This is a genomic window from Domibacillus antri, assembly GCF_001936625.1.
Taxonomy (GTDB): domain Bacteria; phylum Bacillota; class Bacilli; order Bacillales; family Domibacillaceae; genus Domibacillus; species Domibacillus antri.
Genome location: NZ_MSDU01000007.1, coordinates 36,789 through 58,947 on the forward strand (window position 1 = coordinate 36,789; position 22,159 = coordinate 58,947).

General features: G+C 45.0%; 23 protein-coding genes, 1 pseudogene and 1 riboswitch. Of the genes and pseudogenes, 17 read left to right on the forward strand and 7 right to left on the reverse strand.

What is annotated here, in order from left to right; genetic code table 11:
• Positions 1–74: 74 nt before the first annotated feature.
• From BTO30_RS03830 to BTO30_RS03860, 7 genes are all read left to right on the forward strand, one after another.
• On the forward strand, positions 75–887 hold the full coding sequence (locus BTO30_RS03830; RefSeq protein WP_075397397.1) for a carbon-nitrogen hydrolase family protein: 813 nt from the start codon (positions 75–77) through the stop codon (positions 885–887).
• Positions 888–924: 37 nt separating this feature from the next.
• Positions 925–2,385 carry an NCS1 family transporter gene (locus tag BTO30_RS03835; protein ID WP_075397398.1) on the forward strand — a complete coding sequence of 487 codons (1,461 nt, stop codon included), beginning with the start codon at positions 925–927 and terminating at the stop codon, positions 2,383–2,385.
• 77 nt (positions 2,386–2,462) lie between these two features.
• Positions 2,463–3,347: a polysaccharide deacetylase family protein gene (locus BTO30_RS03840; RefSeq protein ID WP_075397399.1), complete on the forward strand. Its 885-nt coding sequence runs from the start codon at positions 2,463–2,465 to the stop codon at positions 3,345–3,347.
• Positions 3,348–3,442: 95 nt separating this feature from the next.
• On the forward strand, positions 3,443–3,802 hold the full coding sequence (locus BTO30_RS03845) for a hypothetical protein (protein WP_075397400.1): 360 nt from the start codon (positions 3,443–3,445) through the stop codon (positions 3,800–3,802).
• Positions 3,803–4,810 carry a CobW family GTP-binding protein gene (locus tag BTO30_RS03850; protein ID WP_075397401.1) on the forward strand — a complete coding sequence of 336 codons (1,008 nt, stop codon included), beginning with the start codon at positions 3,803–3,805 and terminating at the stop codon, positions 4,808–4,810. It begins immediately after the preceding gene.
• A 54-nt stretch (positions 4,811–4,864) separates the two neighbouring features.
• Positions 4,865–6,877 carry a methyl-accepting chemotaxis protein gene (locus BTO30_RS03855; protein ID WP_158023562.1) on the forward strand — a complete coding sequence of 671 codons (2,013 nt, stop codon included), beginning with the start codon at positions 4,865–4,867 and terminating at the stop codon, positions 6,875–6,877.
• A 251-nt stretch (positions 6,878–7,128) separates the two neighbouring features.
• Positions 7,129–8,133: a zinc-binding dehydrogenase gene (locus BTO30_RS03860; RefSeq protein ID WP_075397403.1), complete on the forward strand. Its 1,005-nt coding sequence runs from the start codon at positions 7,129–7,131 to the stop codon at positions 8,131–8,133.
• Between the two features lie 16 nt (positions 8,134–8,149).
• On the opposite strand, the gene BTO30_RS03865 is transcribed toward BTO30_RS03860, so the two are convergent.
• Together BTO30_RS03865 and BTO30_RS03870 are read right to left on the reverse strand one after the other, a co-directional pair.
• Positions 8,150–8,713 (reverse strand): DUF3267 domain-containing protein, encoded by a 564-nt coding sequence (locus tag BTO30_RS03865; RefSeq protein ID WP_075397404.1) that lies wholly within the window; start codon positions 8,711–8,713, stop codon positions 8,150–8,152.
• Positions 8,714–8,753: 40 nt separating this feature from the next.
• Positions 8,754–9,694, reverse strand: a pseudogene (locus BTO30_RS03870) (DMT family transporter).
• Between the two features lie 189 nt (positions 9,695–9,883).
• Here BTO30_RS03870 and BTO30_RS03875 point away from each other — a divergent pair.
• The 7 genes from BTO30_RS03875 (at position 9,884) to BTO30_RS03905 (ending at position 16,048) form a co-directional block, all read left to right on the forward strand.
• Positions 9,884–10,876 carry a zinc-binding dehydrogenase gene (locus BTO30_RS03875; RefSeq protein WP_075397405.1) on the forward strand — a complete coding sequence of 331 codons (993 nt, stop codon included), beginning with the start codon at positions 9,884–9,886 and terminating at the stop codon, positions 10,874–10,876.
• A gap of 45 nt (positions 10,877–10,921) precedes the next feature.
• A riboswitch (TPP riboswitch) is annotated at positions 10,922–11,027 on the forward strand.
• Between the two features lie 84 nt (positions 11,028–11,111).
• Positions 11,112–11,786 carry a thiaminase II gene (gene tenA, locus BTO30_RS03880; protein ID WP_075397406.1) on the forward strand — a complete coding sequence of 225 codons (675 nt, stop codon included), beginning with the start codon at positions 11,112–11,114 and terminating at the stop codon, positions 11,784–11,786.
• Positions 11,779–12,540: an ABC transporter ATP-binding protein gene (locus tag BTO30_RS03885; protein ID WP_075397407.1), complete on the forward strand. Its 762-nt coding sequence runs from the start codon at positions 11,779–11,781 to the stop codon at positions 12,538–12,540. The genes tenA and BTO30_RS03885 overlap by 8 nt, the downstream gene beginning before the upstream one ends.
• Positions 12,537–13,280 carry an ABC transporter permease gene (locus BTO30_RS03890; protein ID WP_075397408.1) on the forward strand — a complete coding sequence of 248 codons (744 nt, stop codon included), beginning with the start codon at positions 12,537–12,539 and terminating at the stop codon, positions 13,278–13,280. The genes BTO30_RS03885 and BTO30_RS03890 overlap by 4 nt, the downstream gene beginning before the upstream one ends.
• A complete protein-coding gene (locus BTO30_RS03895) occupies positions 13,277–14,293 on the forward strand; it encodes an ABC transporter substrate-binding protein (protein WP_075397409.1) in 1,017 nt (338 codons plus the stop codon). Before BTO30_RS03890 ends, BTO30_RS03895 begins: the two co-directional genes overlap by 4 nt.
• A 72-nt stretch (positions 14,294–14,365) precedes the next feature.
• Complete coding sequence (locus BTO30_RS03900; RefSeq protein WP_075397410.1) at positions 14,366–15,055, forward strand: phosphoribosylaminoimidazolesuccinocarboxamide synthase; 690 nt, start codon at positions 14,366–14,368, stop codon at positions 15,053–15,055.
• A gap of 99 nt (positions 15,056–15,154) precedes the next feature.
• The gene (locus tag BTO30_RS03905) at positions 15,155–16,048 is read left to right on the forward strand and encodes an acyl-ACP desaturase (RefSeq protein WP_075397411.1); all 894 of its coding nucleotides are present in this window, start codon (positions 15,155–15,157) and stop codon (positions 16,046–16,048) included.
• A gap of 76 nt (positions 16,049–16,124) precedes the next feature.
• Here the strand turns inward: BTO30_RS03905 and BTO30_RS03910 are convergent, their stop codons facing one another.
• On the reverse strand, positions 16,125–16,661 hold the full coding sequence (locus BTO30_RS03910; RefSeq protein WP_075397412.1) for a cupin domain-containing protein: 537 nt from the start codon (positions 16,659–16,661) through the stop codon (positions 16,125–16,127).
• 133 nt (positions 16,662–16,794) lie between these two features.
• Between BTO30_RS03910 and BTO30_RS03915 the strand changes: the two genes are divergently transcribed.
• A complete protein-coding gene (locus BTO30_RS03915; RefSeq protein WP_075397413.1) occupies positions 16,795–17,559 on the forward strand; it encodes a DODA-type extradiol aromatic ring-opening family dioxygenase in 765 nt (254 codons plus the stop codon).
• Between the two features lie 53 nt (positions 17,560–17,612).
• The gene (locus BTO30_RS03920; RefSeq protein ID WP_075397414.1) at positions 17,613–18,944 is read left to right on the forward strand and encodes a DUF2252 domain-containing protein; all 1,332 of its coding nucleotides are present in this window, start codon (positions 17,613–17,615) and stop codon (positions 18,942–18,944) included.
• A 45-nt stretch (positions 18,945–18,989) separates the two neighbouring features.
• On the opposite strand, the gene BTO30_RS03925 is transcribed toward BTO30_RS03920, so the two are convergent.
• The 4 genes from BTO30_RS03925 to argJ form a co-directional block, all read right to left on the reverse strand.
• Positions 18,990–19,304, reverse strand: coding sequence for a DMT family transporter (locus BTO30_RS03925; RefSeq protein ID WP_075397415.1), 315 nt, complete (start codon positions 19,302–19,304; stop codon positions 18,990–18,992).
• Positions 19,301–19,636, reverse strand: coding sequence for a DMT family transporter (locus tag BTO30_RS03930; RefSeq protein WP_075397416.1), 336 nt, complete (start codon positions 19,634–19,636; stop codon positions 19,301–19,303). The genes BTO30_RS03925 and BTO30_RS03930 overlap by 4 nt, the downstream gene beginning before the upstream one ends.
• Positions 19,626–20,192, reverse strand: coding sequence for a TetR/AcrR family transcriptional regulator (locus BTO30_RS03935; RefSeq protein WP_075397417.1), 567 nt, complete (start codon positions 20,190–20,192; stop codon positions 19,626–19,628). Before BTO30_RS03935 ends, BTO30_RS03930 begins: the two co-directional genes overlap by 11 nt.
• Positions 20,193–20,305: 113 nt before the next feature.
• Positions 20,306–21,454: a bifunctional glutamate N-acetyltransferase/amino-acid acetyltransferase ArgJ gene (gene argJ, locus BTO30_RS03940; RefSeq protein ID WP_245796322.1), complete on the reverse strand. Its 1,149-nt coding sequence runs from the start codon at positions 21,452–21,454 to the stop codon at positions 20,306–20,308.
• 168 nt (positions 21,455–21,622) lie between these two features.
• Between argJ and BTO30_RS03945 the strand changes: the two genes are divergently transcribed.
• The gene (locus tag BTO30_RS03945) at positions 21,623–22,081 is read left to right on the forward strand and encodes an N-acetyltransferase (protein WP_075397419.1); all 459 of its coding nucleotides are present in this window, start codon (positions 21,623–21,625) and stop codon (positions 22,079–22,081) included.
• Positions 22,082–22,159: the final 78 nt, after the last annotated feature.

Consider the following 22,159-nt stretch of genomic DNA (forward strand, 5'->3'; position numbering starts at 1 on the left):
TTTTTTATCGAGTTGGCACAAAACTTGCTTATGTGTAAGTGTGGGGAATTTTAAAAAAGAAAAGGAGGGAATGTATGGGTACCCCCGATACGTTGAAAGCAGCGGCTATTCAAATGAGCTGTATTCTTGGCAACAAAGAAGCGAATCTTCAAAAAGCCGAATCGTTAATCTTAAAGGCTGTTAAAAAGGGGGCAAAGCTTGTTGTTGTTCCTGAATTGTTCAGTACAGGATACCGCGTAGAAGAGCAAGATGTAGCACTCGCTGAAGTGATTCCAGACGAGACGGCGGATTGGTTTTGCCGGATTGCTCGTGAACATCAGATTTATTTAATCGGGGCTATTCTGGAAAAAAGCGTTGTGAACGGCAATATTTATGACACAGCGGTTGCGGCTGGACCGGAAGGCTTAATCGGCAGCTATCGGAAGATCCATCTTTGGGATGCGGAAAATACCCGTTTCACAAAAGGGGAGGATTATCCGGTCTTTGATTTAGGTTTTGCCCGTTTAGGCATGCAAATTTGCTATGAAGTCGGGTTTCCGGAAGGGGCGCGTATCCTTGCCATGCAGGGAGCAGATATTGTAGTGTATCCTTCGGCGTTCGGCAAAGCGAGACTGTATGCATGGGATATTGCGACCCGCGCAAGAGCACTTGAAAACGGTTTATATGTCATTGCCTCAAATCTTACCGGGACGGAAAAAGAGGAAACAACGTTTGGCGGGACGAGCCGGATTATCAATCCAATGGGGACCGTCCTGGCAGAAGCAGGACAGGATGAAGAAGTCATTGTGTCGGAAATTGATCTTTCTTTCGTGACAAAACAGCGCCGGACGATTCCATATTTACGGGATTGGAACAAAAGCGCCATTATAAAGGGATTTCTGGAGTAATCTTAAAACACGGTTAAACATGAAGGGGGGCTTTTCAATGTCGAAAAAAGGTAGAAATACGTTAATTTCACCGGATATTGTTCCAGTAAAAAATAGCAGTCGGGTTATCAGTGGTTTTGGATTCTTTAATATATGGGTGGGAATGGCGGTTATTATTGCCACTTTCCAAATTGGCGGTAATGGAATTGATTCTATGTCTCTATGGGAAGTGGCTTCGGCTATTTTAATTGCGAATTTAGTTATTGCTCTTATTGCCAGTCTTAGCGGGGATATCGGAATTGAACACGGCTTGTCTTTTGCGGCCTATTTACGGGCGCCTTTTGGAACGATTGGCGTACACTTGCCTGCCGTGAGCCGCGGGATCGTAGCTGCTATATGGTTTGGTATTCAAACGTACTTAGGAGCTATTGCGTTGAACGCCTTAGTTGCCCAGATGACAGGCTTTGATTCCTGGCTGACCTGGTACTTTATCTTTGCGGCTGTTCAAATCATTAATACAGCGATGGGAATTAAAGCGATTGACCGATTAGCTGTCGTGGCTGCACCATCTATTATTATTATTTCTTTCTGGATCTTATTTAAAATGATGGGAATGGCTGAGGAAAAAGGAATTGATATAGCTGCTTATGAAGGGACAGCTCAGACAACAAGCTGGTTTCTGATTATGGTCGTCAATATGGGCTTTTGGTCCGCACTGGCTGTTGATATTCCAAATCTCACCCGCTATGTAAAGGCGCCGATGGGAGAACGAAATTGGTTTAAGAGAAACTGGAATAGCTTTTGGCCGCATGTAACAGCTCTTCCGCTTGTGCAGACATTTATGGGTATCATTGGGGCTGTCAGTATATTGGGGGCTAATAACTGGAATCCGATCGAAGTTATACAGGGAACAGCAAGCGGCTGGTCTTATGTCGTTCTTCTCATCATGGTCGTATTAGCTCAATGGTCTACGAATACTGCAGCCAATCTTATTCCGGCCGCTTTAACATTTGTTAATGCCGGGGCGGGAATTAAAATGCCGATGGTGACGGGTATTGTTTTAGCAGGCGTTATCGGAACGATTGTTCAGCCATGGGCGATCTTGGATCAATTATTTGTTTATCTTGGCTATTACGGTGCTATTTTATCGGCAGTAGCTGGCATTATCATATGCGATTACTATGTTATTCGTAAAAGACGATTGAATGTTCATGATTTATACAGCGAAACCGGCCAATTTCAATACGATAAAGGTTGGAATCTGGCAGGACTGATCGCCTGGGTAATCGGCGGCGGCTCAGCGCTCTATTTCATCGAATATATGTATCTTGTCGGATTCCCGCTTGGTTTTATTTCGTACTATCTGTTAATGAAATTCTGGTATTTAAAGAAACATAAGCAGGCGGAAGTAGAATCAAATTATTCTGATGAGTTTTTAGGCACCACTGTAGGGCGCGATTGGGATGTTATGAATGAAGAATCCACTACTTCTCCGGACCCTGTAGCGGCGGAATCGTGAAGAAAAGTATGGAACCGATTTCTGTTTTCAAAACAATCTAAATAATTTAATATTAAGAAAAGGAGTCGTGATGAATAATGACGAAAAAGAAAGAAATTTTGGTTGCTTATGGTGTAGACGTGGATGCTGTAGCCGGCTGGCTCGGTTCTTACGGCGGTGAAGATTCTCCTGATGATATTTCACGTGGATTGTTTGCGGGTGAAGTCGGTACACCGCGTTTATTAAAGCTGTTCGAAAAATATAATTTAAAAACAACTTGGTTTATTCCAGGGCACTCCATTGAAACGTTCCCGGAGCAAACGAAAATGGTCGTTGATGCCGGACATGAAATTGGAATCCATGGTTATTCGCACGAAAATCCGATTGCCATGACGCCTCATCAAGAGGAAACGGTTCTCTTAAAAACGATTGATTTAGTTGAAAAAGTTTCAGGCAAGCGTCCAACTGGTTATGTAGCGCCGTGGTGGGAATTTTCCACAGTAACGAATGAACTTCTTTTAAAGCATGGAATTAAATACGATCACAGCTTAATGCATAACGATTTTAGTCCATATTATGTACGGGTTGGCGACAGCTGGACAAATATTGATTATGAAAAGAGTGCCGAAGAGTGGATGAAGCCGCTTGTCAGAGGAGAAGAAACGGATCTAATTGAGATTCCGGCTAACTGGTATTTGGATGATCTTCCGCCAATGATGTTTATTAAAAAATCCCCGAACAGCCACGGTTTCGTGAATCCGCGTGATATTGAGCAAATGTGGAAAGACCAATTTGATTGGGTATATCGTGAAAACGATTATGCAGTCTTTACAATGACCATTCATCCAGATGTAAGCGGACGGCCGCAAGTACTGCTTATGCATGAGCGCCTGATTGAGTACATTAACAGCCATGAGGGAGTACGCTGGGTAACGTTTGATGAGATTGCGGACGACTATAAAAATCGTTCTCCGAGAAAATAAAGATTGTCAAATATAAATTGAAAAAAGAAAGGATGGCTGGTTTTTCATAAGAACCAGCCCCCTTTTGTTATTTTAACGGAAAGAGAGGGTTAATAATGTGCGTTTTATGTAATGGATCCGTGCTGCAAGTGCATTGGACAGATCGAAAGAATAAGAATGAGAGCCAGTCTACCATTCAAACAGCTGGCGAGACGCAGCGTTCCCGCATTAGGGAAAGGCATTTGCGAATCCGTCAGAGCAATAAAATATTAGCTGTCTATGGCTTGAAACTGAGTGACTGGACAGGAAGCAAGTACATCTTGGCTGATAAAAAAGGACGTTCGGAAATTGTTCAGGATTTAGGCGCGCTATGGACGGTTGCAGAAAAGCTTCTGGGAAAACCAATTGATCCGTTAGACCCTTATTTAATAAAAGTTTTACGTCCGGAACAAGCCGGGTCTGAAGGGGGAGAATAAATGAGTAAAAAACGCAAGATCACGATTATTACAGGGTTTCTTGGCAGCGGTAAAACAACGCTCCTTACGAACTTGCTGAAAGACCCGTCTTTAAAAAATACAGCTGTACTCGTGAATGAATTCGGAAGAGTAGGGCTCGACCATCATCTTTTGCGCAGAGTGGATGAAAGAACACTCCTTTTAGGGGGAGGCTGTCTCTGCTGTACCGTAAGGGAAGATCTGGTAAACTCACTGCGCGAGCTTCTGGATCATGATCATAGAGGTGATATTGAACCGCTGGATCGAATTATTATTGAAACGAGCGGATTGGCTGACCCTGCACCGATTTTATTTACTGTACTGACTGATACCGTTTTGCAGCATCACTTTGAAATCGACCAGGTGATTGTTACGATCGATGCCGTGAACGGCCAGCTTCATCTTGACCGCCAGCCCGAGTCGATGAAACAAGCAGCCGTAGCGGATAAAATGATCATAACCAAAACGGATATTGCTTCAAAAGAGGAAACGGAACAGTTAGTTTCCAGGCTGCGTTTAATTAATCCTTCCGCTGACATAATCGAATCCGTATATGGTGATGTGGATTCCGTTGAGCTGTTTGCCCCAAATGAAAAAGTAAACCATAACGTTTCTGGTTCCTTTGATACATCTGTAAAAGGGCATCATGCCTCTAATACTCAAACTATTTCTCTTACATTCGATCAGCCGCTGGACTGGAGTGCCTTTGGCTTATGGCTCAGTATGCTGCTGCATGCACGGGGCCAGGATGTACTTCGGGTGAAAGGGATGATTGATGTTGGGGATAGAGGACCGGTTCTACTGAATGGCGTACAGCACATTATCCACCCGCCGGAACACCTGGATGAGTGGCCGGACGAAGACAAACGTTCTCACGTTGTCTTTATTATGCGTTCCATTGAATCGGAACAAATTCTATTGTCTCTTCATGCGTTTCAAGATATTCTAGGTTCAAGGGCTTCGATCAGAGAAAAGATGGAAGTACATTAATATTTTAGAAACAGGGAGATGGAACCATTGGGAATTTTCAGGAAAAAAAGAAAGATGATAAGCGGGAGTTTTGGAAATAAAATCGCTTTTATTACGATGGTCTTTATTATTGCAACGGTGTGCATTCTTTCTGCTTTTACGTACAGTGCCCAAAAGGAAGCGGTCATGGAACAGATGAATGCGGAAGCAGATAATACGGTGGATCAATTAGTATCTGATTTTAACTCGTATGATCAAACAGTGGAGATTTTAAAAGAAAGCCTGCAAAAAAATTATTTAATGCTGGCCAAGTCTGTGAGGGAGATCCTTGCGGGTCGTGACACTTACACAATTGAAGAGCTTTCTGCGCTTGCCGATAAGATCGGTGTATCGGAAGTCAATGTCATGAATGATAAAGGAATTATGCAATTTAGCAGCAACCCCGACCTGATCGGCTATGAATATGATTCGTTCGAACAATCGGAACCTTTTATGGAAGCTATCACAAATAAAAACTTTGAACTGGCACAGGAGCCGTCTATCCGCGGGGCCGATAACAAAATGTTTATGTATATCGGTGTTGCCCGTCAGGATCGTAATGGAATGTTTCAATTAGGAATGGAGCCGGTTGAGTATCAGCAAGTGGTCGAATCTATAAATCTTCAAGATGAAATAGAGAAAAATTCGTTCGCCAAAACAGGGTTTGCCTTTATTGTAAATCCACAAGGGGAAATTATTGCCCACCCGGAACAGGACTTTATAGGGAAAGCCATACAGGAGCTTTCTTTTGGGAGTTTGATATCCCCTGAAGAAGAGGGGAATTTCTCCTATGAAGAAAATGGGGAAACGAAGTATATGGCATTCAAACGAACATCTGACGGACATATTATGATGGCCTCTGTTGAAGTGGAGGACTATTTGAATACGCTGCATAGCCTAATGTTTAAACTGATCGCGTGCGGTATTATTATTATTATTTTATCCATTTTATTTATGCTATATTATTCGAAAAAAAATATTACAAAGCCGATGAATGAAATACAAGGAGCGATGGAGGAAATTGCTTCGGGCAATTTAACAAAAACGTACACGTCAACACGAAATGATGAAATCGGCCGGATGTTTCATCATGTGAATGAAATGTCTATTAGTCTTAAGGATCTGGTCGGGAAAATCTCAAGTAATTCAGAACAGGTTGCTGCTTCAGCGGAAGAATTAGCCGCAAGCTCTGAACAAACAGGAAAAGCAACCGAACAAATTGCATTGATTGTTCAAGAGGTTGCAGCAGGCGCTGATAAACAGATGAAAAGCGTGGAGGACAGTTCAAGAATTATTTCTGAGCTGGCAGTGGGCATCCAGCATATTACCGACAGCGCTCAGCATGTGACCGCTGCGGCGTCTCATACTTCTGAAAGAGCGGAAGAAGGGACCCGAAATATTCAACAGGCAATTAACCAAATGCATGCCATCAGTGCTACGTTCGGCAGCCTGTCAGAAACGGTTAAAAATTTAGGGGAGCGTTCCAGCGAAATCAGCCAGATCGTTCAGGTCATCACAGATATTTCTTCACAAACGAATCTGTTGGCTTTAAATGCAGCCATCGAAGCGGCAAGAGCGGGAGAGCAGGGGAAAGGATTTGCTGTTGTGGCAGATGAAGTGCGAAAACTGGCAGAACAATCCTCCAATTCCGCACAGAAGATTGCTCAGTTAATTGCCGCAATTCAGGAAGAAACAAATAAAACTGTCATGTCAATGGATCTTGCCGCGAAAGAAGTGGCAGAAGGAATTGGCATTGTGGATTTGTCGGGTGAGTCTTTTGGAAAAATCCATTATTCCGTTAACGAAGTGGCCAGTCAAATTGAGCAGGTATCATCTTCTGTTCAGCAAATTTCAGCTGCGGCTGAAAAGGTTGTTCATTCAATCAACGTGATTGCTGAAGTGGCGGAAACGGCGGCTGACGGAACACAAAATGTATCTGCGGCTACGGAAGAACAGCTCGCATCTATGGAAGAAATTTCAGCGGCTGCTGCGTCGCTCACGCATAGAGCCGAAGAATTACAGCACGCTATTGGGAAATTTAATGTCTAATCGACTGTAGTACAAAGTTTTATAAAAAGCGAATTGGATGTAGATCCGGTTCGCTTTTTTGTAGTGGGATTTCAAAAGAAGAATAGAAAAAAACTTGAAATATACGGCTGATCCTTTTAAGAGGGAAGACAGCACAAAAATGCAAAAATGTTGCTTTTACAGGGTAGGGGTTACAGAATAGGCACGAGGGCATTTTCTTGATAAAATGGAATGGCAAGGGGTTGAGAATTGTTCAGAAGGGGGCCGAAGAAATGAAAGCGGTTTTATTACATGGGACAGGCGGGCCGGAAAAGGTGCAGTATACAGATGTGGAACGGCCGGTTCCAGGAATTGGTGAAGTGCTTGTACGTTTGAAAAATGCATCATTAAACAGACGGGATCTGTTTATTACATACGGGTTGTATCCAGGAATGAAACTGCCGTCCATTTTAGGGGCGGACGGTGCAGGTATAGTCTATGCGGCTGGTGAAAATGTGGAGGGCTTGAGTGAAGGGGATGAAGTTGTCATCAATCCGGGGATGAATTGGGGATCTAATTTAAACTGCAGCGCACCGGACTTTCATGTTTTAGGAATGCCTGCCGATGGCACATATGCGGAATACGTGAAAGTTCCGGCTGAAAGTGTGTACAGGAAACCGGCATATTTAACATGGTCGGAAGCAGCGGCCATCCCTCTGTCCGCCCTAACGGCGTACCGGGCGATCATTACGCGCGGTGAACTGGCGGAAGGTGATACCGTTTTTATACCGGGCATCGGCGGCGGTGTTGCGTTATTTGCTTTACAGATTGCCGCTGCGAGAGGCGCGCGCGTATTTGTTTCATCCAGCAGTGATGAGAAGATTGCGCGGGCGAAAGAAATGGGTGCGGCGGGAGGCATTAACTATCGGTCGGATCAATGGGTGCAGGAACTGAATAAGGAAATGGGCGGCGCGGATGTAATCATTGATGGTGTAGGCGGCGCAGCATTTAAAGATTTTGTTTTTTTAGCGAAACCGGGCGGGAAATTGGTGAGTTTCGGTGCAACAGCAGGTCCTGTACCTGAATTTGTGCTGCCGCGCGTGTTCTTTAAACAGCTCGATATACGGGGAACGACGATGGGCAGCCCGGAGGAATTTGCGGACATGCTGCAATTTTTTGAGCAGCACGAAATTCGTCCGGTGATCGACAAACAGTTTTCGCTTAAAGACGCCGTTTCAGCGCTGAAGTATATGGAAGAAAACCGGGCGTTTGGAAAAATCGTACTGGATATTTCATAAGAAAAAACCCGTCTGCCTATTGGAGAGCAGATGGGTTTTCGTTGTAAACATATAATGTTGGCTCATTCAAATCATCTATAATGAACGCATCTTTTTTCACTTTTCGCAGCTGTTTGTACATAGAAAAATCACCGGCTGCCCCGCCAATTAAAAAGGCAGAAACAATCATCAAAACCGCACTGTTCATCCAGATTCCGATGACAAATGGAAGCATGCCCGTTATCCAAAACGGCAGTAGCAATGCTTTTTTCATTGCGCGGTTCTCCAGCACCTTTTTCGTGCCTGCATAAGCAATGCCAAGCTCCCGGTTTAGGCCGTACACAAGATCACTCCACCTGCATTTCCCCCAGATCATGAAGCCGATTAAATGAAAGATCTCATGCAAAACGATCAGTAAAATGTATAAAACCACCCATAAAAAAAAGCCCAGGAATGAAAGGTCAAAACCGCTTTCCGTATGGATGAACAGCATCAATAATACACCAATGATAATCGCTGCGACTGTAATGAGGAATGCTTGAATGTGGATTTTTTTCATATTAAAAGTAATAATCTGATCCGGTTCACGCGGTAAATCCATGAGGTCACTTCCTTTTCTTTAAAGAGTTCGGGCCGTATGTTCATCGAATACGTTCCTTTCGTTTTTTTGTGTACCAGCTGTGCAGTGTCATGCCGGTCATAATAAGAACGATTCCTGACAGGGCAATCGGACCTGGGAATAAAGCGCCGAGCAGAAGCACTTCTCCTATCATGGTAAACAAAACCTGCGCGGACTGTGTTGCTTCGACGGAGGCGAGTTTTCCTTCATGTCCACGCGCTCGGTCGGTTGCGATGAAAAACAATGTCGTCGCAATGACACCGGAAGAAACGGCGACAATCAATGTCTGTGTCAGCTGGCTTGCCGATGGTGCACCGTCAATAGCGAAGCCGGCAATGCTGATCATCATCCAGAATGGCGGGCTGGCAATGGTCATGCCGAGAATACGTGTAAATGTGTCGAGCCGGCCGCCGCACAGCTCCATCATTTTCCGGTTGCCGAGCGGATAGGCGAATGCCGCAATGAAGACAGGCACAACGCCCGCTGCGAGTGTTGATATGGTAATACCATCTGCTTTTTCACATTGAATCAGGGCGATACCTGCTAAAATGACACATGAAATCGCCAATGCGCCGAACGGTATTTTTCGCCGGACTTTTTTCCCGTTGATCAAGTCCGAGAAAAGCGGTGTCAAGAGAACACCGGCAACGATGGTCAGCTGCCATGTGCCGGCGACAAGCCAGCCGGGACCGGACGACGCTGCATATGTAAGCGGTGCATAAATAAAACGAATCCGAAGAAGCTCCAGATGACCCAAGAGAGCGGGTTTCTCTTCATTTCAGTGAATAAATCTTTCATTTTGCCGCGCATGGCGACAATGATGATGAAAAAGGGGAGCATAAATAAAAAACGAAGTGATGCACTCCACATCCAGCTGCCGCCGGACAATTTCATCGAGCGGTTTAAAATGAATGTCACCGCAAAAAAGACAGATGCCAGCAGTCCAATACCTATTTCTTTCATATTGAAAAACCCCCTGTATATTCCATTAAAACATAAAATGCGGATTACTTGTTCAGGAAATAACAGAAATGGTTATGTTCAGAGAGGAAGTCACATATTCAACCGGATTCCGTCACGTTTAAATGACGTTGCTTACAAAATAGTGTATGTTAAAATCATATTATACGTACATATTTTGGAGGGATTGAAATGAAAGCAATCGTTCATGAAGGAACAGCGGGTTTAACAGGTGTTGCATTTCGGGATATGGATGAAGTACAGCCATCTGCAGGAGAAGTGCGGGTGAAGTTAAAAACAGCGGGACTGAATCACCGTGACTTATTTGTCCTGCACCGACATAAAGAAAACGAGCCGCCGCTCATTATCGGTTCAGACGGAGCGGGAATTGTGGATGCAGTCGGCGAAGGTGTTACGTCTGTCCAATTAGGCGATGAAGTCATTATTAATCCCGGTCTCGGCTGGCAAAAAAACAGTGATGCGCCGCCGTCAGGATTTGAAATTGTCGGCTTGCCGTTCCATGGCACATTTGCGGAGTCGATCGTGGTTCCTGCAGAAAACGCTGTCAAAAAACCGTCATATCTGTCGTGGGAAGAAGCGGGTGTCCTGTCACTGGCAGCACTGACCGCTTACCGTGCTCTTTTTACACGGGGAAAAGTAAAAGAAGGCATGCACGTCCTGATTCCGGGCATCGGCAGCGGTGTAGCCACATTTTTGCTTCAATTTGCCAAAGCCGCTGGGGCTGCTGTTTACGTCACCTCCCGTTCGGAAGAAAAACGCCGCAAGGCACTAGAACTTGGTGCGGACAAAGCCATTGATTCTGAAGGCGATTGGTCTGAAGCGCTTGACGGTCAAAAGATGGACCTCGTTATCGAATGTGTTGGGGCAGCGACATTTAACAAATCGCTCGACCGGCTGAAAACGGGCGGCACGATCGTTACATTTGGAGCATCCGCCGGCGACGAAGTAACAATTAACCTGCGCACATTCTTTTATGGTCAGTTTACTATGTATGGGTCCACATTGGGCAGCGGTGAAGAACTGGCTGAAATGATACAGTTCATCGAACAGCACAACATACGCCCTGTGATCGATCATGTGTATAAGTTCGATCAATTTGAACAGGCGTTTACACGCATGGATAAAGCGGAACAGCTCGGGAAAATCGCCTTTTCCATTGAATAAAACACTTTCGTGTGATAAAACTACTGATAAGATCAAATTAAATAGAATCACCGCTGGGGGTGCTCGTAATGGAGCTGAGAGAGGCGATCTGCCTTAACCCTTATAACTTGAACCGGATAATGCCGGCGTAGGGAAGAGGTGTTTTGAATCGTTGTAACATTCTTTTATAACGTCATCACAGCCGCTTCTTCCTTGTGAAGAGACGGCTTTTCTACGTTTCAGAAAGGAAAGGACAATGAAATTTAGTCAACGTCTTCATGAAAAATTAAAACCTGTATGGCGGCAAAATCACAACCATCCTTTTGTGAAAGGGATGGCGGACGGAAGCCTGGAACCGGAAAAATTCCGTTTTTACATGGTGCAGGATTATTTATATTTAATTCAATATGCAAAAGTGTTCGCACTCGGGGCAGTGAAAGCGGATGATCTTGAGACAATGGGGAAATTCGCCGCGCTGTTAGACGGAACATTGAATGAAGAAATGGCGCTTCACCGGCAGTATGCGGCCCGTTTTGGCATTTCAGAGGAGGAATTGGAAGCAGCGAAACCATCGCCAATCACCATTGCCTATACACATTACATGCTTCATGCGGCGCAAAATGGCACGCTTGCAGACGTGATCGCGGCTGTCCTGCCATGTGCGTGGAGCTACTGGGAAATCGGCAAAGAACTGCACGCCATCCCGGGTGCAGCTGACCATGAGCTTTACGGCGAATGGATCAATATGTACGCGTCGGAAGAGTTTGGCCAAATGGCGCAATGGTGCATCGATCTTCTCGATCAGCATACGGCTGGGAAATCAAAAGCTGAGCTCGATAAATTAGAAGAAATCTTCTTAAACACCACCCGTTTTGAATACATGTTCTGGGACATGGCCTATAACGGAGAAATGTGGCCCGGCCATGCGTAAACCGGCACTCGAATTCCGGGATGTGTCGTTTTCATACGGCGGTAAAAAGCCGGTGCTCGACCGTCTTAACATGACCATTTACGACCGCGAATTCATCACGATTGTCGGGGCAAGCGGCTCAGGAAAAAGTACGATGTTCCGTCTCATCACCGGGCTTGAAATTCAAAGCGGGGGCTCGATCTTGATCAACGGTGAAACCCACGAAAACCGCCACGGTAAAGTCGGGTACATGCCGCAGCAGGATTTGCTTATGCCATGGCGGACCGTGATGGACAATGCCACCTTGCCGCTGGAACTCGGCGGTGTCAGTAAAAAAGAAGCGAAAAATCGTATATTGCCGCTTTTGGACGAATTTGGGCTGAGCGGTGTTGAAAACAAATATCCCGCTGAATTATCCGGCGGCATGAAGCAGCGCGTGTCGTTTTTACGATCTGTTTTAACCGGCTCCAATGTGCTGCTTTTGGATGAACCATTCAGCGCACTTGATGCAATTACACGGCTGTCGATGCAGGAATGGCTTCTTGACCAATGGGAAAAGCGTGAAAAAACGATTTTATTCATTACGCATGACGTGAACGAGGCACTTTTTTTATCGGACCGCATTTTTGTGTTCCAAGATACACCTGTACACACTTTACAGGAAGTCGTTGTCCCGCTGGGCCGGCCGCGCTCGCTTCGTAACCTGAATGATCCCGCAGTCCTTCGCTGGAAAGATGAACTGATCGAACAGCTTCGAAGCGGGGTGCCGCTATGAAAAACTATCTCCCGGCTGCCGGTCTTGTCGTCGTCCTTCTGCTCATTTGGGAATTTACCGCGCGTTCGATTGATTTACTCTTTATTTTGCCGACGCCTTCAGGTGTGGCATGGAAGGTATGGGAACTTCGTGAAGTGCTTGTATTTGAACACTTGCCGTCGACGCTGTCCATTATATTAATCGGCCTTTTTATTTCGATCGTACTTGGTGTGGGCCTTGCTGTCTGGATGAACATGAGCAAAACCGCCGAGAGGGCCTTTTACCCGATTATCATTTCATCGCAAATGATTCCGACGATTGCGCTCGCGCCGATTTTTATTATGTGGTTCGGTTATTCAATCTGGAGCAAGGTGGTTGTCACGGTGCTGATTACGTTTTTTCCGATTACGGTCAGCACGTTCGACGGGCTGAAATCAAGCAGCAAAGAATTAAGAGAACTGCTCCTCACAATGGGCGCAGGGAAAAAAGACATTTTCTTTAAACTGCAGGTCCCATCTGCGAAGCCGTATTTTTATTCAGGATTGAAGGTAGCGGTCACGCTCAGTGTCATTGGGGCGGCGATCGGTGAATGGCTCGGCTCCCAGGCTGGTCTCGGTTATTTCAGCCGGCGCATGATGACGCAGTTTGACGGAGCGGCCGTATTTGCGCCGATTGTCCTTTTGTCCGCAGTAGGAATTGTGTTATTTGTTATTGTAAAAGTGCTTGAACATAAATCATTAAAATGGAGGAAAACAGAATGAAAAAATGGATGAAGCCGGCAGCAGGTATTATGGCTGCTATGATGTTAGCGGCCTGCGGATCTGGAGCAGAAGAAGAAACGGACACAGCCAGTGAAGGGGAACGAGAGCTGAAAGACGTCAGCATTATGCTCGACTGGTATCCGAATGCGGTACACAGCTTTTTATATGTGGCGGAAGAAAAAGGCTATTTTGAAGAAGAAGGCATTGATCTTGATATTCAATTTCCGGCGAACCCGACCGATCCGATTAATTTAGCGGCATCCGGACAGGTGACACTCGGCATTACATACCAACCGGACGTCATTGTCGCACGGACAGAGCAGGGCGTCGGTGTAAAATCGGTCGGCGCGATTGTGCGTGAGCCTTTGAATCGTGTTGTATCTCTGGAGGAAAGCAATATCAAATCACCGAAAGATCTTGAAGGAAAGACAGTCGGCTACACAGGTATTCCATTAAATGAGTCGATCGTGAAGACGATGGTGGAAGAGGATGGCGGTGATCCATCGAAAGTGGAATTGATCGATATCGGTTTTGAATTGAATTCCACACTTGTCAGCAAAAAAGCGGACGCAGTGGTTGGCGCGTACATTAACCATGAAGTGCCGATGCTTGAATTTGAAGGCTACAAAACATCCAATTTTGATTTAACGGATTACGGTGTGCCGTCGTTTTATGAGCTGGTCGCTGTCACAAGCGACAAGACGCTGGAGGAAGAACCGGAATTGATCGAAGCGTTCTGGCGTGCGGCGGAAAAAGGGTTTAACGACATGGAAGCAAACCCGGATGAAGCATTGGATATTTTAATGGCGAATCAAGACGAAGCCAACTTCCCTCTTGAAGAAAAAGTGGAGAAAGAAAGCATGTCGATTTTACTGCCGCTGATGGCATCTGATCAAGGGTTCGGCTACCAGGAAGAGCAGCCATGGGTGGAGACAGCGGAATGGATGAAAGAAACCGGATTAATTGAAAAAGATCCGAATGTGGAAGAATTATTCGTGAATATGCCTGAATAAACTCTTTTTTCCGAATGATTTGTTTTGTATAATTAAAATTGTCCGAAATTTTCTGGTGAGAGGGATGGCAAAATGGAACAGATTTATACAGGTAAAACGAAAGATGTATTTAAATTGGAGGATGGCAATTTCCTTCTTAAATTTAAAGATGATGTAACGGGGGAAAACGGCGTATTTGATCCGGGTGCGAACACAGTCGGCCTTACCATTGAAGGAGCCGGTCAGGCCGGTCTTCGTTTAACAAAATTCTTTTTTGAAAAGCTTCAAGAACAAGGCATTGACACGCATTATGTGGATGCAAATATTGACGAAGCAACGATGACAGTGAAACCTGCCAACGTGTTCGGTAAAGGGCTTGAAGTGATTTGCCGTTACCGTGCTGTCGGCAGCTTCCTGCGCCGTTACGGTGCTTACGCGGAAGAAGGTCAGCCGCTCGATGCATTCGTTGAAGTCACGATTAAAGATGACGATCGCGAAGATCCGCCAATTACAAGTGATGCGCTCGATATGCTCGGTATTTTGACGAAAGAGGAGTATGCTGTATTAAAAGAGCAGACGCAAAAAATCGGTGCGGTTGTGAAAGAAGAACTGGCGAAAAAAGGGCTGGATTTATACGATATTAAATTTGAATTTGGCCGTGAACAGGCGACAGGCAATATCATTTTGATCGATGAAATTTCCGGTGGCAACATGCGCGCGTACAAAGATGGCGAGTACATTGAACCGCTTAAACTTGAGCAGTTAATGCTTGCAGGGGAATAAGTAACAAACTGCCCGAAAAAACGGACTTTTCGGGTAGTTTTTTCATTTTTCATGTAAAATAGAAGAAAGTGAGATAAAAATGAAGGAGGAAAATATATATTGTTAACAAATGATTTGGATTTTCGTCTTGAACCAAGACTGCTTGAGTTATACGAAGAACATAAACAGCGTTCGGCAAAAATTGACTGGGGTTACCATGAATTCTTACCGTGGGATAAAGCACAGGATTTCCGCCGCGTACCATGGGACCCAAGCCAGGTAACGCTGCCATCCAGTGTAGTTACAGCCATTGAAACCGCTCTCTTGACGGAAGTGAACCTGCCTTGGTTTACATCGCACCTGGCCCAGACATTTAAAGGGTCACTGACGGTGATTCAAGACTTCGTTCATACGTGGACAGCGGAAGAGGACCAGCACTCGAATTTGCTCGAAACGTATTTACTTATTACGCGCAGTGTAAACCCGAGCCGTCTTCACGAACTTCACAAGATGACGGTTGAAAACGGCTGGAGCCCGGATTTCCATACACCGTTTGAAACGATGGTGTATACATCCATGCAGGAACTTGCCACGATGGTTTTCTATAACAATGTCGCAAAAGAAGCGAACAAGCATGATCCTGACCTGGGTAAAATTTTGCGCCGGCTGGCCAAAGATGAAACGCTTCATTACGCGTTTTACCGTGATGTTATTAAGTTCCATCTGCAGCTTGAGCCGAACTACTGTTATCACTTAGGACACGTCATCAAAAACTTCCAGATGCCGGGCGCGGTTATGCCGGATTTTGAAGACCGGATGGCGATTATCGCCAAAGAAGCAAACTACGGCCCGCTTGAATATTTTGATCAAGTACTGGATGTTATCATCAAGTACTGGGATATTGAAAATTTACGGCCAATTGCACCGGAAGCCGAAAAAGCGCGTCTTGATATATTAAATTATCACGCCCGCATGAAGCGTATCAAAGAACGTTTTATGCGTTCACAAAAATAACCTTTGCCAGATCCCGCTGTCTATATGAGGGCGGGATCTTTTAGTCTGTGAGCATGAGCAATCGTCATTTATCCCGTTAAAATTTGGTTTCCGATTTCGTAATGGCCATCAAAATAACGGCTGTATCGTCACCAATGTTTTCAACATAATGGGGAATCGCCGCGTTCCAGCTGAAGGAATCGCCCGCTTCCAGAATCGCTTCATCGTCTCCTTGACGGGCGAGGACTTTTCCTTTTAAGACGAGATGAATTTCTTCACCTGCATGAAAATGGCCGTCCCCGGTTGAGCCGCCCGGCGGCAGTTCCGACTGTATCATGCGCAAATGGCCTGTAAAATTAATATGTTCAATGGCTCCGTCCATTTTTCCGCTGACCGTTTTGGTGCGTTCCGATTCCCTAATGACGCGCATACGGTCTTTTTTTTCGAGAAAAAAATACGCCATCGGCACATCAAGCGCATTGGCAATCTGCTGCAGCGTGGCAATGGAAGGAGACGTATGGCCGTTTTCAATATTGCTTACAAATCCTTTTGATAAACCGGCTGCGTCACACATCGACGCAATCGTCATTTTTTTTTGCTGGCGGATTGTCCTTATTTTCTCGCCAATATCCATGAAAACACCCCCTTGTTTCTTTATAGGAAACTTAGTTTTATTATAGAGATATTATGATTGACAAATCAAGAGCCGGACTGTTATCTTTTAAGAAATAAATATTCGTATAAGAAAACAAAGGAGGGTGATAAAGATGATGCCGTCTTTATTTTTAGCGCACGGATCACCAATGATTGCGCTTCAGGAAAATGCTTACACAAACGTATTAAGTGAAATCGGCAAGGCAGAAAAACCGGAAGCGATTGTGATTTTTACAGCACATTGGGAAACACCTGTGCTGACGATTTCATCGGTGGAAGGTGAGTACGAAACGATTTATGATTTCGGCGGGTTTCCGGAAGAATTGTATCAAATGAAGTATCCGGCCAAAGGGTCGCCGGATCTGGCGAAGCGTCTGTCAGAATTATTGAAATCTGCTAACATCGACAGTCAATTTGATCATCGCCGCGGGCTGGATCACGGATCATGGACGCTGTTAAAACACCTTTATCCCGATGCAGATATTCCGGTAGTGCAAGTGTCTGTTCAGCCGTTCTTACCGCTGGAGCAGCAATTTAAAATTGGAGAAGCGATCCGTTCACTCGGCGAGGATCATATTCTTGTCATCGGCAGCGGCGTCACAGTTCATAATTTGCGTCAGATTAACTGGGGCGCCACTGAGGTGGAAGAATGGGCCGTTCAGTTTGACAGCTGGCTTGAAGAAAACATGCTTAAAGGCGATTATGATACATTATTTCGGACGATGGAAGAAGCACCGCATGCACAGCGGGCGGTCCCGCGTCCGGAACACTTTATCCCTCTTTTTATCGCTATGGGAGCTGGAAACCGCGAAACACCGGACATTTTATTTAAAGGATACGAACTTGGATCCATCAGTTATTTGAGCGCCGCTTTTTAAAGCCGCGCTTTTTTTCTTATGGTAAAATAGTGAGGACAGGGAGGGGACTTTCGATGATTGAAAACTGGATGGAAGAAGTGCAGAAAACACGCCGGGCACTCCGATCGAACTTGCTTGAAACGGTGCTCCATGAGTTTGACGCACGCATTACTGGATTAAATCATGAAAAGCGAAAGCAAAAATACCGGCAAATGGCGGAAAACCCATTCCGTTTTTTCCGCGGCAGTGCGTACTTATTTTATTATGATGTGGCGAAAATTCCATTTTCTTTTCATACACCGGATGAAAAGCCGACATGGATTCAAGGAGATATGCATGTTGAAAATTTCGGTGCCTTTCAAAACAGTGAAGGTGACCTTGTATATGATGCCAATGATTTTGATGAAGGCTACATGGGGTCCTATGTGTACGATTTGCTGCGTATGACGGTGAGTATTGCGCTCTATTGTGAACAGTACGGCTTTGAAAATGCGGAAGAACGAATGCACGTATTTCTTGACTCTTATTACAAGCAGCTGAAAAAGTTTGCGAAAGGAAAAGAAGATCCCGTCACGCTTTTTTATACGGCCGATAATACGAAAGGACCGATCCGGAAAGTGCTCAAAAAACTTGAAAAACGTGATTCCGCCCGGCTTCTGGAAAAATGGACGGTTCAAGAAGATGGAACCCGTGTATTTGAGCTGTCCGATGATCTTGTACAGGTCACGCAGAAAGAGCGTGAAAAAATCGAATCAGTCTGGCAGGAATATCTTAACAGCCTTGACGATGCGGATCGGAAAAAGAGCGAATTTTATGAGATGAAGCACATTGTCCGTAAGCATGGTTCCGGCACGGCATCCATCGGGCTGGATCGTTATTATATATTGATAGAAGGAAAGAAGGACTGCGAAGAGCAGCTCGACGATATTATTTTGGAAATGAAAGAAGTGCGTGCGCCTGTCCCGGCCTATTTTGTGCCGTACAATGATGAGTTCTGGACTAAATACAGCCATCAAGGAGAACGGGTGGTCACGACGCAAAAAGCGATGCATCACCATGATGACCCTTTCCTCGGTTACGTGACAATCGATAACCGGCATTTCTATGTACGTGAACGTTCACCTTATAAAAAACGGTTGAAGCCGGAAGATATAGAAAATGCAAAAGAGTTCGATAAGGTGCTTGATGTATTTGGCGGTATTGCCGCGAAAATTCATGCGCGGGCCGATGCGGATATTGAGCATTCATTGCTTTCATACCATAGCGAAGAAGAAATTTTAAATGCAATCGGCGACGACTATGATGCATTTGCCGCACAGCTTGTCTTCTTATCAAATGCCTATAAAGAGCGCGTCAAACAGGATTATGTTCTGTTTTGCGGCTGGCTGAATTATAAATTTTCATGACATACAAAAAACTGCCTGATGACGGCAGTTTTTTTCGTATATGCGTTACGATACCATTTTTAATCCAACGACTGAAACAATAATCATCGCAATAAAGAGGAGCCGTTTTGCATCGCGCGGTTCACCGTATATCATCATGCCGACAACAGCGCTGCCGACTGTACCGATTCCGGTCCACACTCCATAAGAAGTCCCCATCGGAATAGCTGTCATTGCGATGGACAAGCAGAGAAAGCTAAGGCTGAAACCTCCGACAAGAACGATCCACGACAGCACATGTTTCCGTGTGTTGACCATCGACATGCCCGTTACCCCAACAACTTCGAACAATCCGGCTATAATTAATAATGCCCACATCATGATGTGACCGCATCCTTTTCAGCTGTCACGACTTTCAAGCCTATAATTCCTGCCAGCAATATAATAATTAATAGTATCTTCACCCAACTGAACGGCTCATCAAGCAGTGTCATTTCAAGAATAACTGTACCGGCTGTGCCGAGACCGACAAAAGAAGCGTATACCGTTGTGGCTGGCAGCTGTTTGGAGCAATAGATCAGGAGCCCGAAACTGACTGTAATCGCAATAAAAGTTAACATCCATTCAATGAAACTGCTTGAGTGTTTCAATCCGGCCACCCAGCCGACTTCAAAAAATCCGGCAAATAATACAAGAAGCCATTTATGATTCAACTTGATCCTGTCCTTTCTTTATGCTGTTCCAAAAAAATCCCCATGCCACATTCAGCCGTTTCTCTGTTCGTTCGCGGCTGCCATAACATAGCTCAACGAAAATACTGTCGACAATAATGGTATACATGGATGCTGTATCGGCGATGTCAATGCTGCGGATTATTCCCAATGCTGCGTCGATTTCCAGCAGTTTACCTGTTTTTTCTTCAAGCGTATCTAAAAAGGAGTAATATCTATTTAACATGTCCGCTTTCAAGTGCTCCGGCGGAAAGAAAGAACTTTTGATTAAAAAACGGAAGAGCGCATCGCTGGATTGCCGTTTCACATAATCTTCAAGCAGCTGCTGTAAACTTGACATGGTCTTTACACGTGCAGTTTCAGATGAAAAGGCATCATCAAGAAGTGACATAAACAAATCGTCTTTACTTTTAAAATGGGCGTATATAGATGGTTTCTTCATTCCGGCTTTCCCGCTGATCTGCGAAAGCGATGTTCCTGCGTAACCATGATCGGCAAACAGAACCGCCGCGGCTTGTTTAATTGTATCAGCACTCACTTTAAACACCTACCTACCGTTCGTTAGGTTTATCTTAGCAAGTAAGCCGTTAAAAAGCAACACAGCAAGGCTATCGAAGAAAAATCCCGCCGTGGGTGACGGCGGGATCAAGATCAAGTTGTATATTCTCCATTAATTTTCACATAATCATATGACAAATCGCAGCCCCATACAGTTGCCGCTCCCGGTCCATCGCCGAGAGAAATTTTGATTAACACCTCATCCGTTTTCAAGTATTCTGCCAGTTCAGCCCGTTTATCCTCTGCCGGTGCGCCGTTTTTAAAGACGTACACATCCGCAAATGAAACCGACACAGATGCCGTATTGACTTTATCTTCTGAATTGCCGATCGTTGACATAATCCGTCCCCAGTTTGGGTCCTCGCCAAAAATGGCCGTTTTGACAAGAGGCGAGTTAATAATGGATTTCCCGATTTTTTTCGCTACAGTATGATCATCCGCACCGGTTACCTGTACTTCGACCAATTTTGTTGCGCCTTCACCGTCGCGGGCAATCTCTTTTGCAAGCTCAATACAAAGATCGGTTAATACCGTTTCAAATTCCGTTACATTCACTTCACCTGCAAGCCCATTCGCCATCAGTACAACCGTGTCACTCGTACTTGTATCTCCATCGACCGATACGCTGTTAAATGATACATCGACGGCTTTTTTCAGCATTTTTTGCAGCTGAGCCGGTTCAATAGCCGCGTCAGTTAAAATGTAGCTGAGCATCGTCGCCATATTTGGTTCAATCATACCCGACCCTTTCGCCATAGCGGAAATCGTCACATTGCCCATTTTCCGCGTGCGAAATTTTGGATATGTATCAGTTGTCATAATTGCTTTCGCTGATTGCTCCAGTCCATCTTCTGTCAACTTGTTTTTCAATCCGGGAATCGCCGTCAATATTTTCTCGACCGGAAGGGGTACACCGATGACACCGGTTGAAGAAGGAAGGACGTCTTTAGGATCAATCGAAAGTTCCTGTGCGACAGCCTCTGTCACTTTGCGGGTGTCTTCGAGTCCTTTTTCACCGGTGGCGACATTGGCATTCTTACTGTTGACAGCAATCGCCTGCAAGTAGCCGTCTGCAATATGTTCTTTCCCGACGACAACCGGTGCGCCGCAAAACTGATTTTTGGTGAACATGGCCGCGGCAGATGCACGAACCTCTGAAAATAAAATTGTAAAATCAAGTGTATCATCTTTAATGCCCGCGTTTAAGGAGCATGATTTATAGCCTTTTGGAAAAGTGCTCAAAGAAAATCCCCCTAGTTTCATCATTTTGTTTTTATTATACAACGGAATGTTGACATACGTGAAGGGTTTTTGAATATTTATTCAAATAAAATGAATAAAAAAACTTGACATAAACGAAAAATTGAGTAAGATAGAAAGAACAACATAGAAGAGAAAGGGTGAGAAATCATGATCGAAGTACGCAAAGCGGTGCTGAAAGACGTGGAGCAGATATTTGAACTCGTGAATCAATATGCAAATGAAGGGCTGATGCTGCCACGAACGCGCGAGTCGCTCGTATTAAATTTACAGGCGATTTTTGTCGCGGAGGAAGAAGGAGAAATACTCGGCATTGCAAGCCTTGCGATACTCGGTCATGATCTTGCTGAAATCCGTTCCCTTGCCGTTTCAGCGAAAGCGCAAGGACGCGGCATTGGAAAAATACTCGTTGAACGAGTCGTCGAAGAAACGAAAAAAATCGGCATTCCCAAATTGATTTCGCTCACCTATCAAGTGGCCTTTTTTGAAAAATGCGGTTTTGAAGTGATTCAAAAAACCGAAATGCCGCAAAAAGTGTGGACAGACTGCATTCACTGTCCAAAATTCCCGAGCTGTGATGAAATTGCCATGGCCATTAAAACAGCATAAACGCAACCGTCGGCTGTCCGTATTTCGGGCATCCGATTATTTTTTTTGTGATTCAGGTCGTTTTTTGTGAAAATCGGG

Excerpts from the sequence above, each read along its gene's own strand:
- BTO30_RS03855 (WP_158023562.1), top strand. The coding sequence starts at position 4,865 with ATGATAAGCGGGAGTTTTGGAAATAAAATCGCTTTTATTACGATGGTC.
- BTO30_RS03895 (WP_075397409.1), top strand. The coding sequence starts at position 13,277 with ATGAAAAAATGGATGAAGCCGGCAGCAGGTATTATGGCTGCTATGATG.
- tenA (WP_075397406.1), top strand. The coding sequence starts at position 11,112 with ATGAAATTTAGTCAACGTCTTCATGAAAAATTAAAACCTGTATGGCGG.
- BTO30_RS03910 (WP_075397412.1), bottom strand. The coding sequence starts at position 16,661 with ATGGATATTGGCGAGAAAATAAGGACAATCCGCCAGCAAAAAAAAATG.
- BTO30_RS03835 (WP_075397398.1), top strand. The coding sequence starts at position 925 with ATGTCGAAAAAAGGTAGAAATACGTTAATTTCACCGGATATTGTTCCA.
- BTO30_RS03915 (WP_075397413.1), top strand. The coding sequence starts at position 16,795 with ATGATGCCGTCTTTATTTTTAGCGCACGGATCACCAATGATTGCGCTT.
- BTO30_RS03885 (WP_075397407.1), top strand. The coding sequence starts at position 11,779 with ATGCGTAAACCGGCACTCGAATTCCGGGATGTGTCGTTTTCATACGGC.
- BTO30_RS03850 (WP_075397401.1), top strand. The coding sequence starts at position 3,803 with ATGAGTAAAAAACGCAAGATCACGATTATTACAGGGTTTCTTGGCAGC.
- BTO30_RS03890 (WP_075397408.1), top strand. The coding sequence starts at position 12,537 with ATGAAAAACTATCTCCCGGCTGCCGGTCTTGTCGTCGTCCTTCTGCTC.
- BTO30_RS03920 (WP_075397414.1), top strand. The coding sequence starts at position 17,613 with ATGATTGAAAACTGGATGGAAGAAGTGCAGAAAACACGCCGGGCACTC.
- BTO30_RS03865 (WP_075397404.1), bottom strand. The coding sequence starts at position 8,713 with ATGGATTTACCGCGTGAACCGGATCAGATTATTACTTTTAATATGAAA.
- BTO30_RS03860 (WP_075397403.1), top strand. The coding sequence starts at position 7,129 with ATGAAAGCGGTTTTATTACATGGGACAGGCGGGCCGGAAAAGGTGCAG.
- BTO30_RS03900 (WP_075397410.1), top strand. The coding sequence starts at position 14,366 with ATGGAACAGATTTATACAGGTAAAACGAAAGATGTATTTAAATTGGAG.
- BTO30_RS03845 (WP_075397400.1), top strand. The coding sequence starts at position 3,443 with ATGTGCGTTTTATGTAATGGATCCGTGCTGCAAGTGCATTGGACAGAT.
- BTO30_RS03945 (WP_075397419.1), top strand. The coding sequence starts at position 21,623 with ATGATCGAAGTACGCAAAGCGGTGCTGAAAGACGTGGAGCAGATATTT.
- BTO30_RS03830 (WP_075397397.1), top strand. The coding sequence starts at position 75 with ATGGGTACCCCCGATACGTTGAAAGCAGCGGCTATTCAAATGAGCTGT.
- BTO30_RS03840 (WP_075397399.1), top strand. The coding sequence starts at position 2,463 with ATGACGAAAAAGAAAGAAATTTTGGTTGCTTATGGTGTAGACGTGGAT.
- BTO30_RS03925 (WP_075397415.1), bottom strand. The coding sequence starts at position 19,304 with ATGATGTGGGCATTATTAATTATAGCCGGATTGTTCGAAGTTGTTGGG.
- BTO30_RS03875 (WP_075397405.1), top strand. The coding sequence starts at position 9,884 with ATGAAAGCAATCGTTCATGAAGGAACAGCGGGTTTAACAGGTGTTGCA.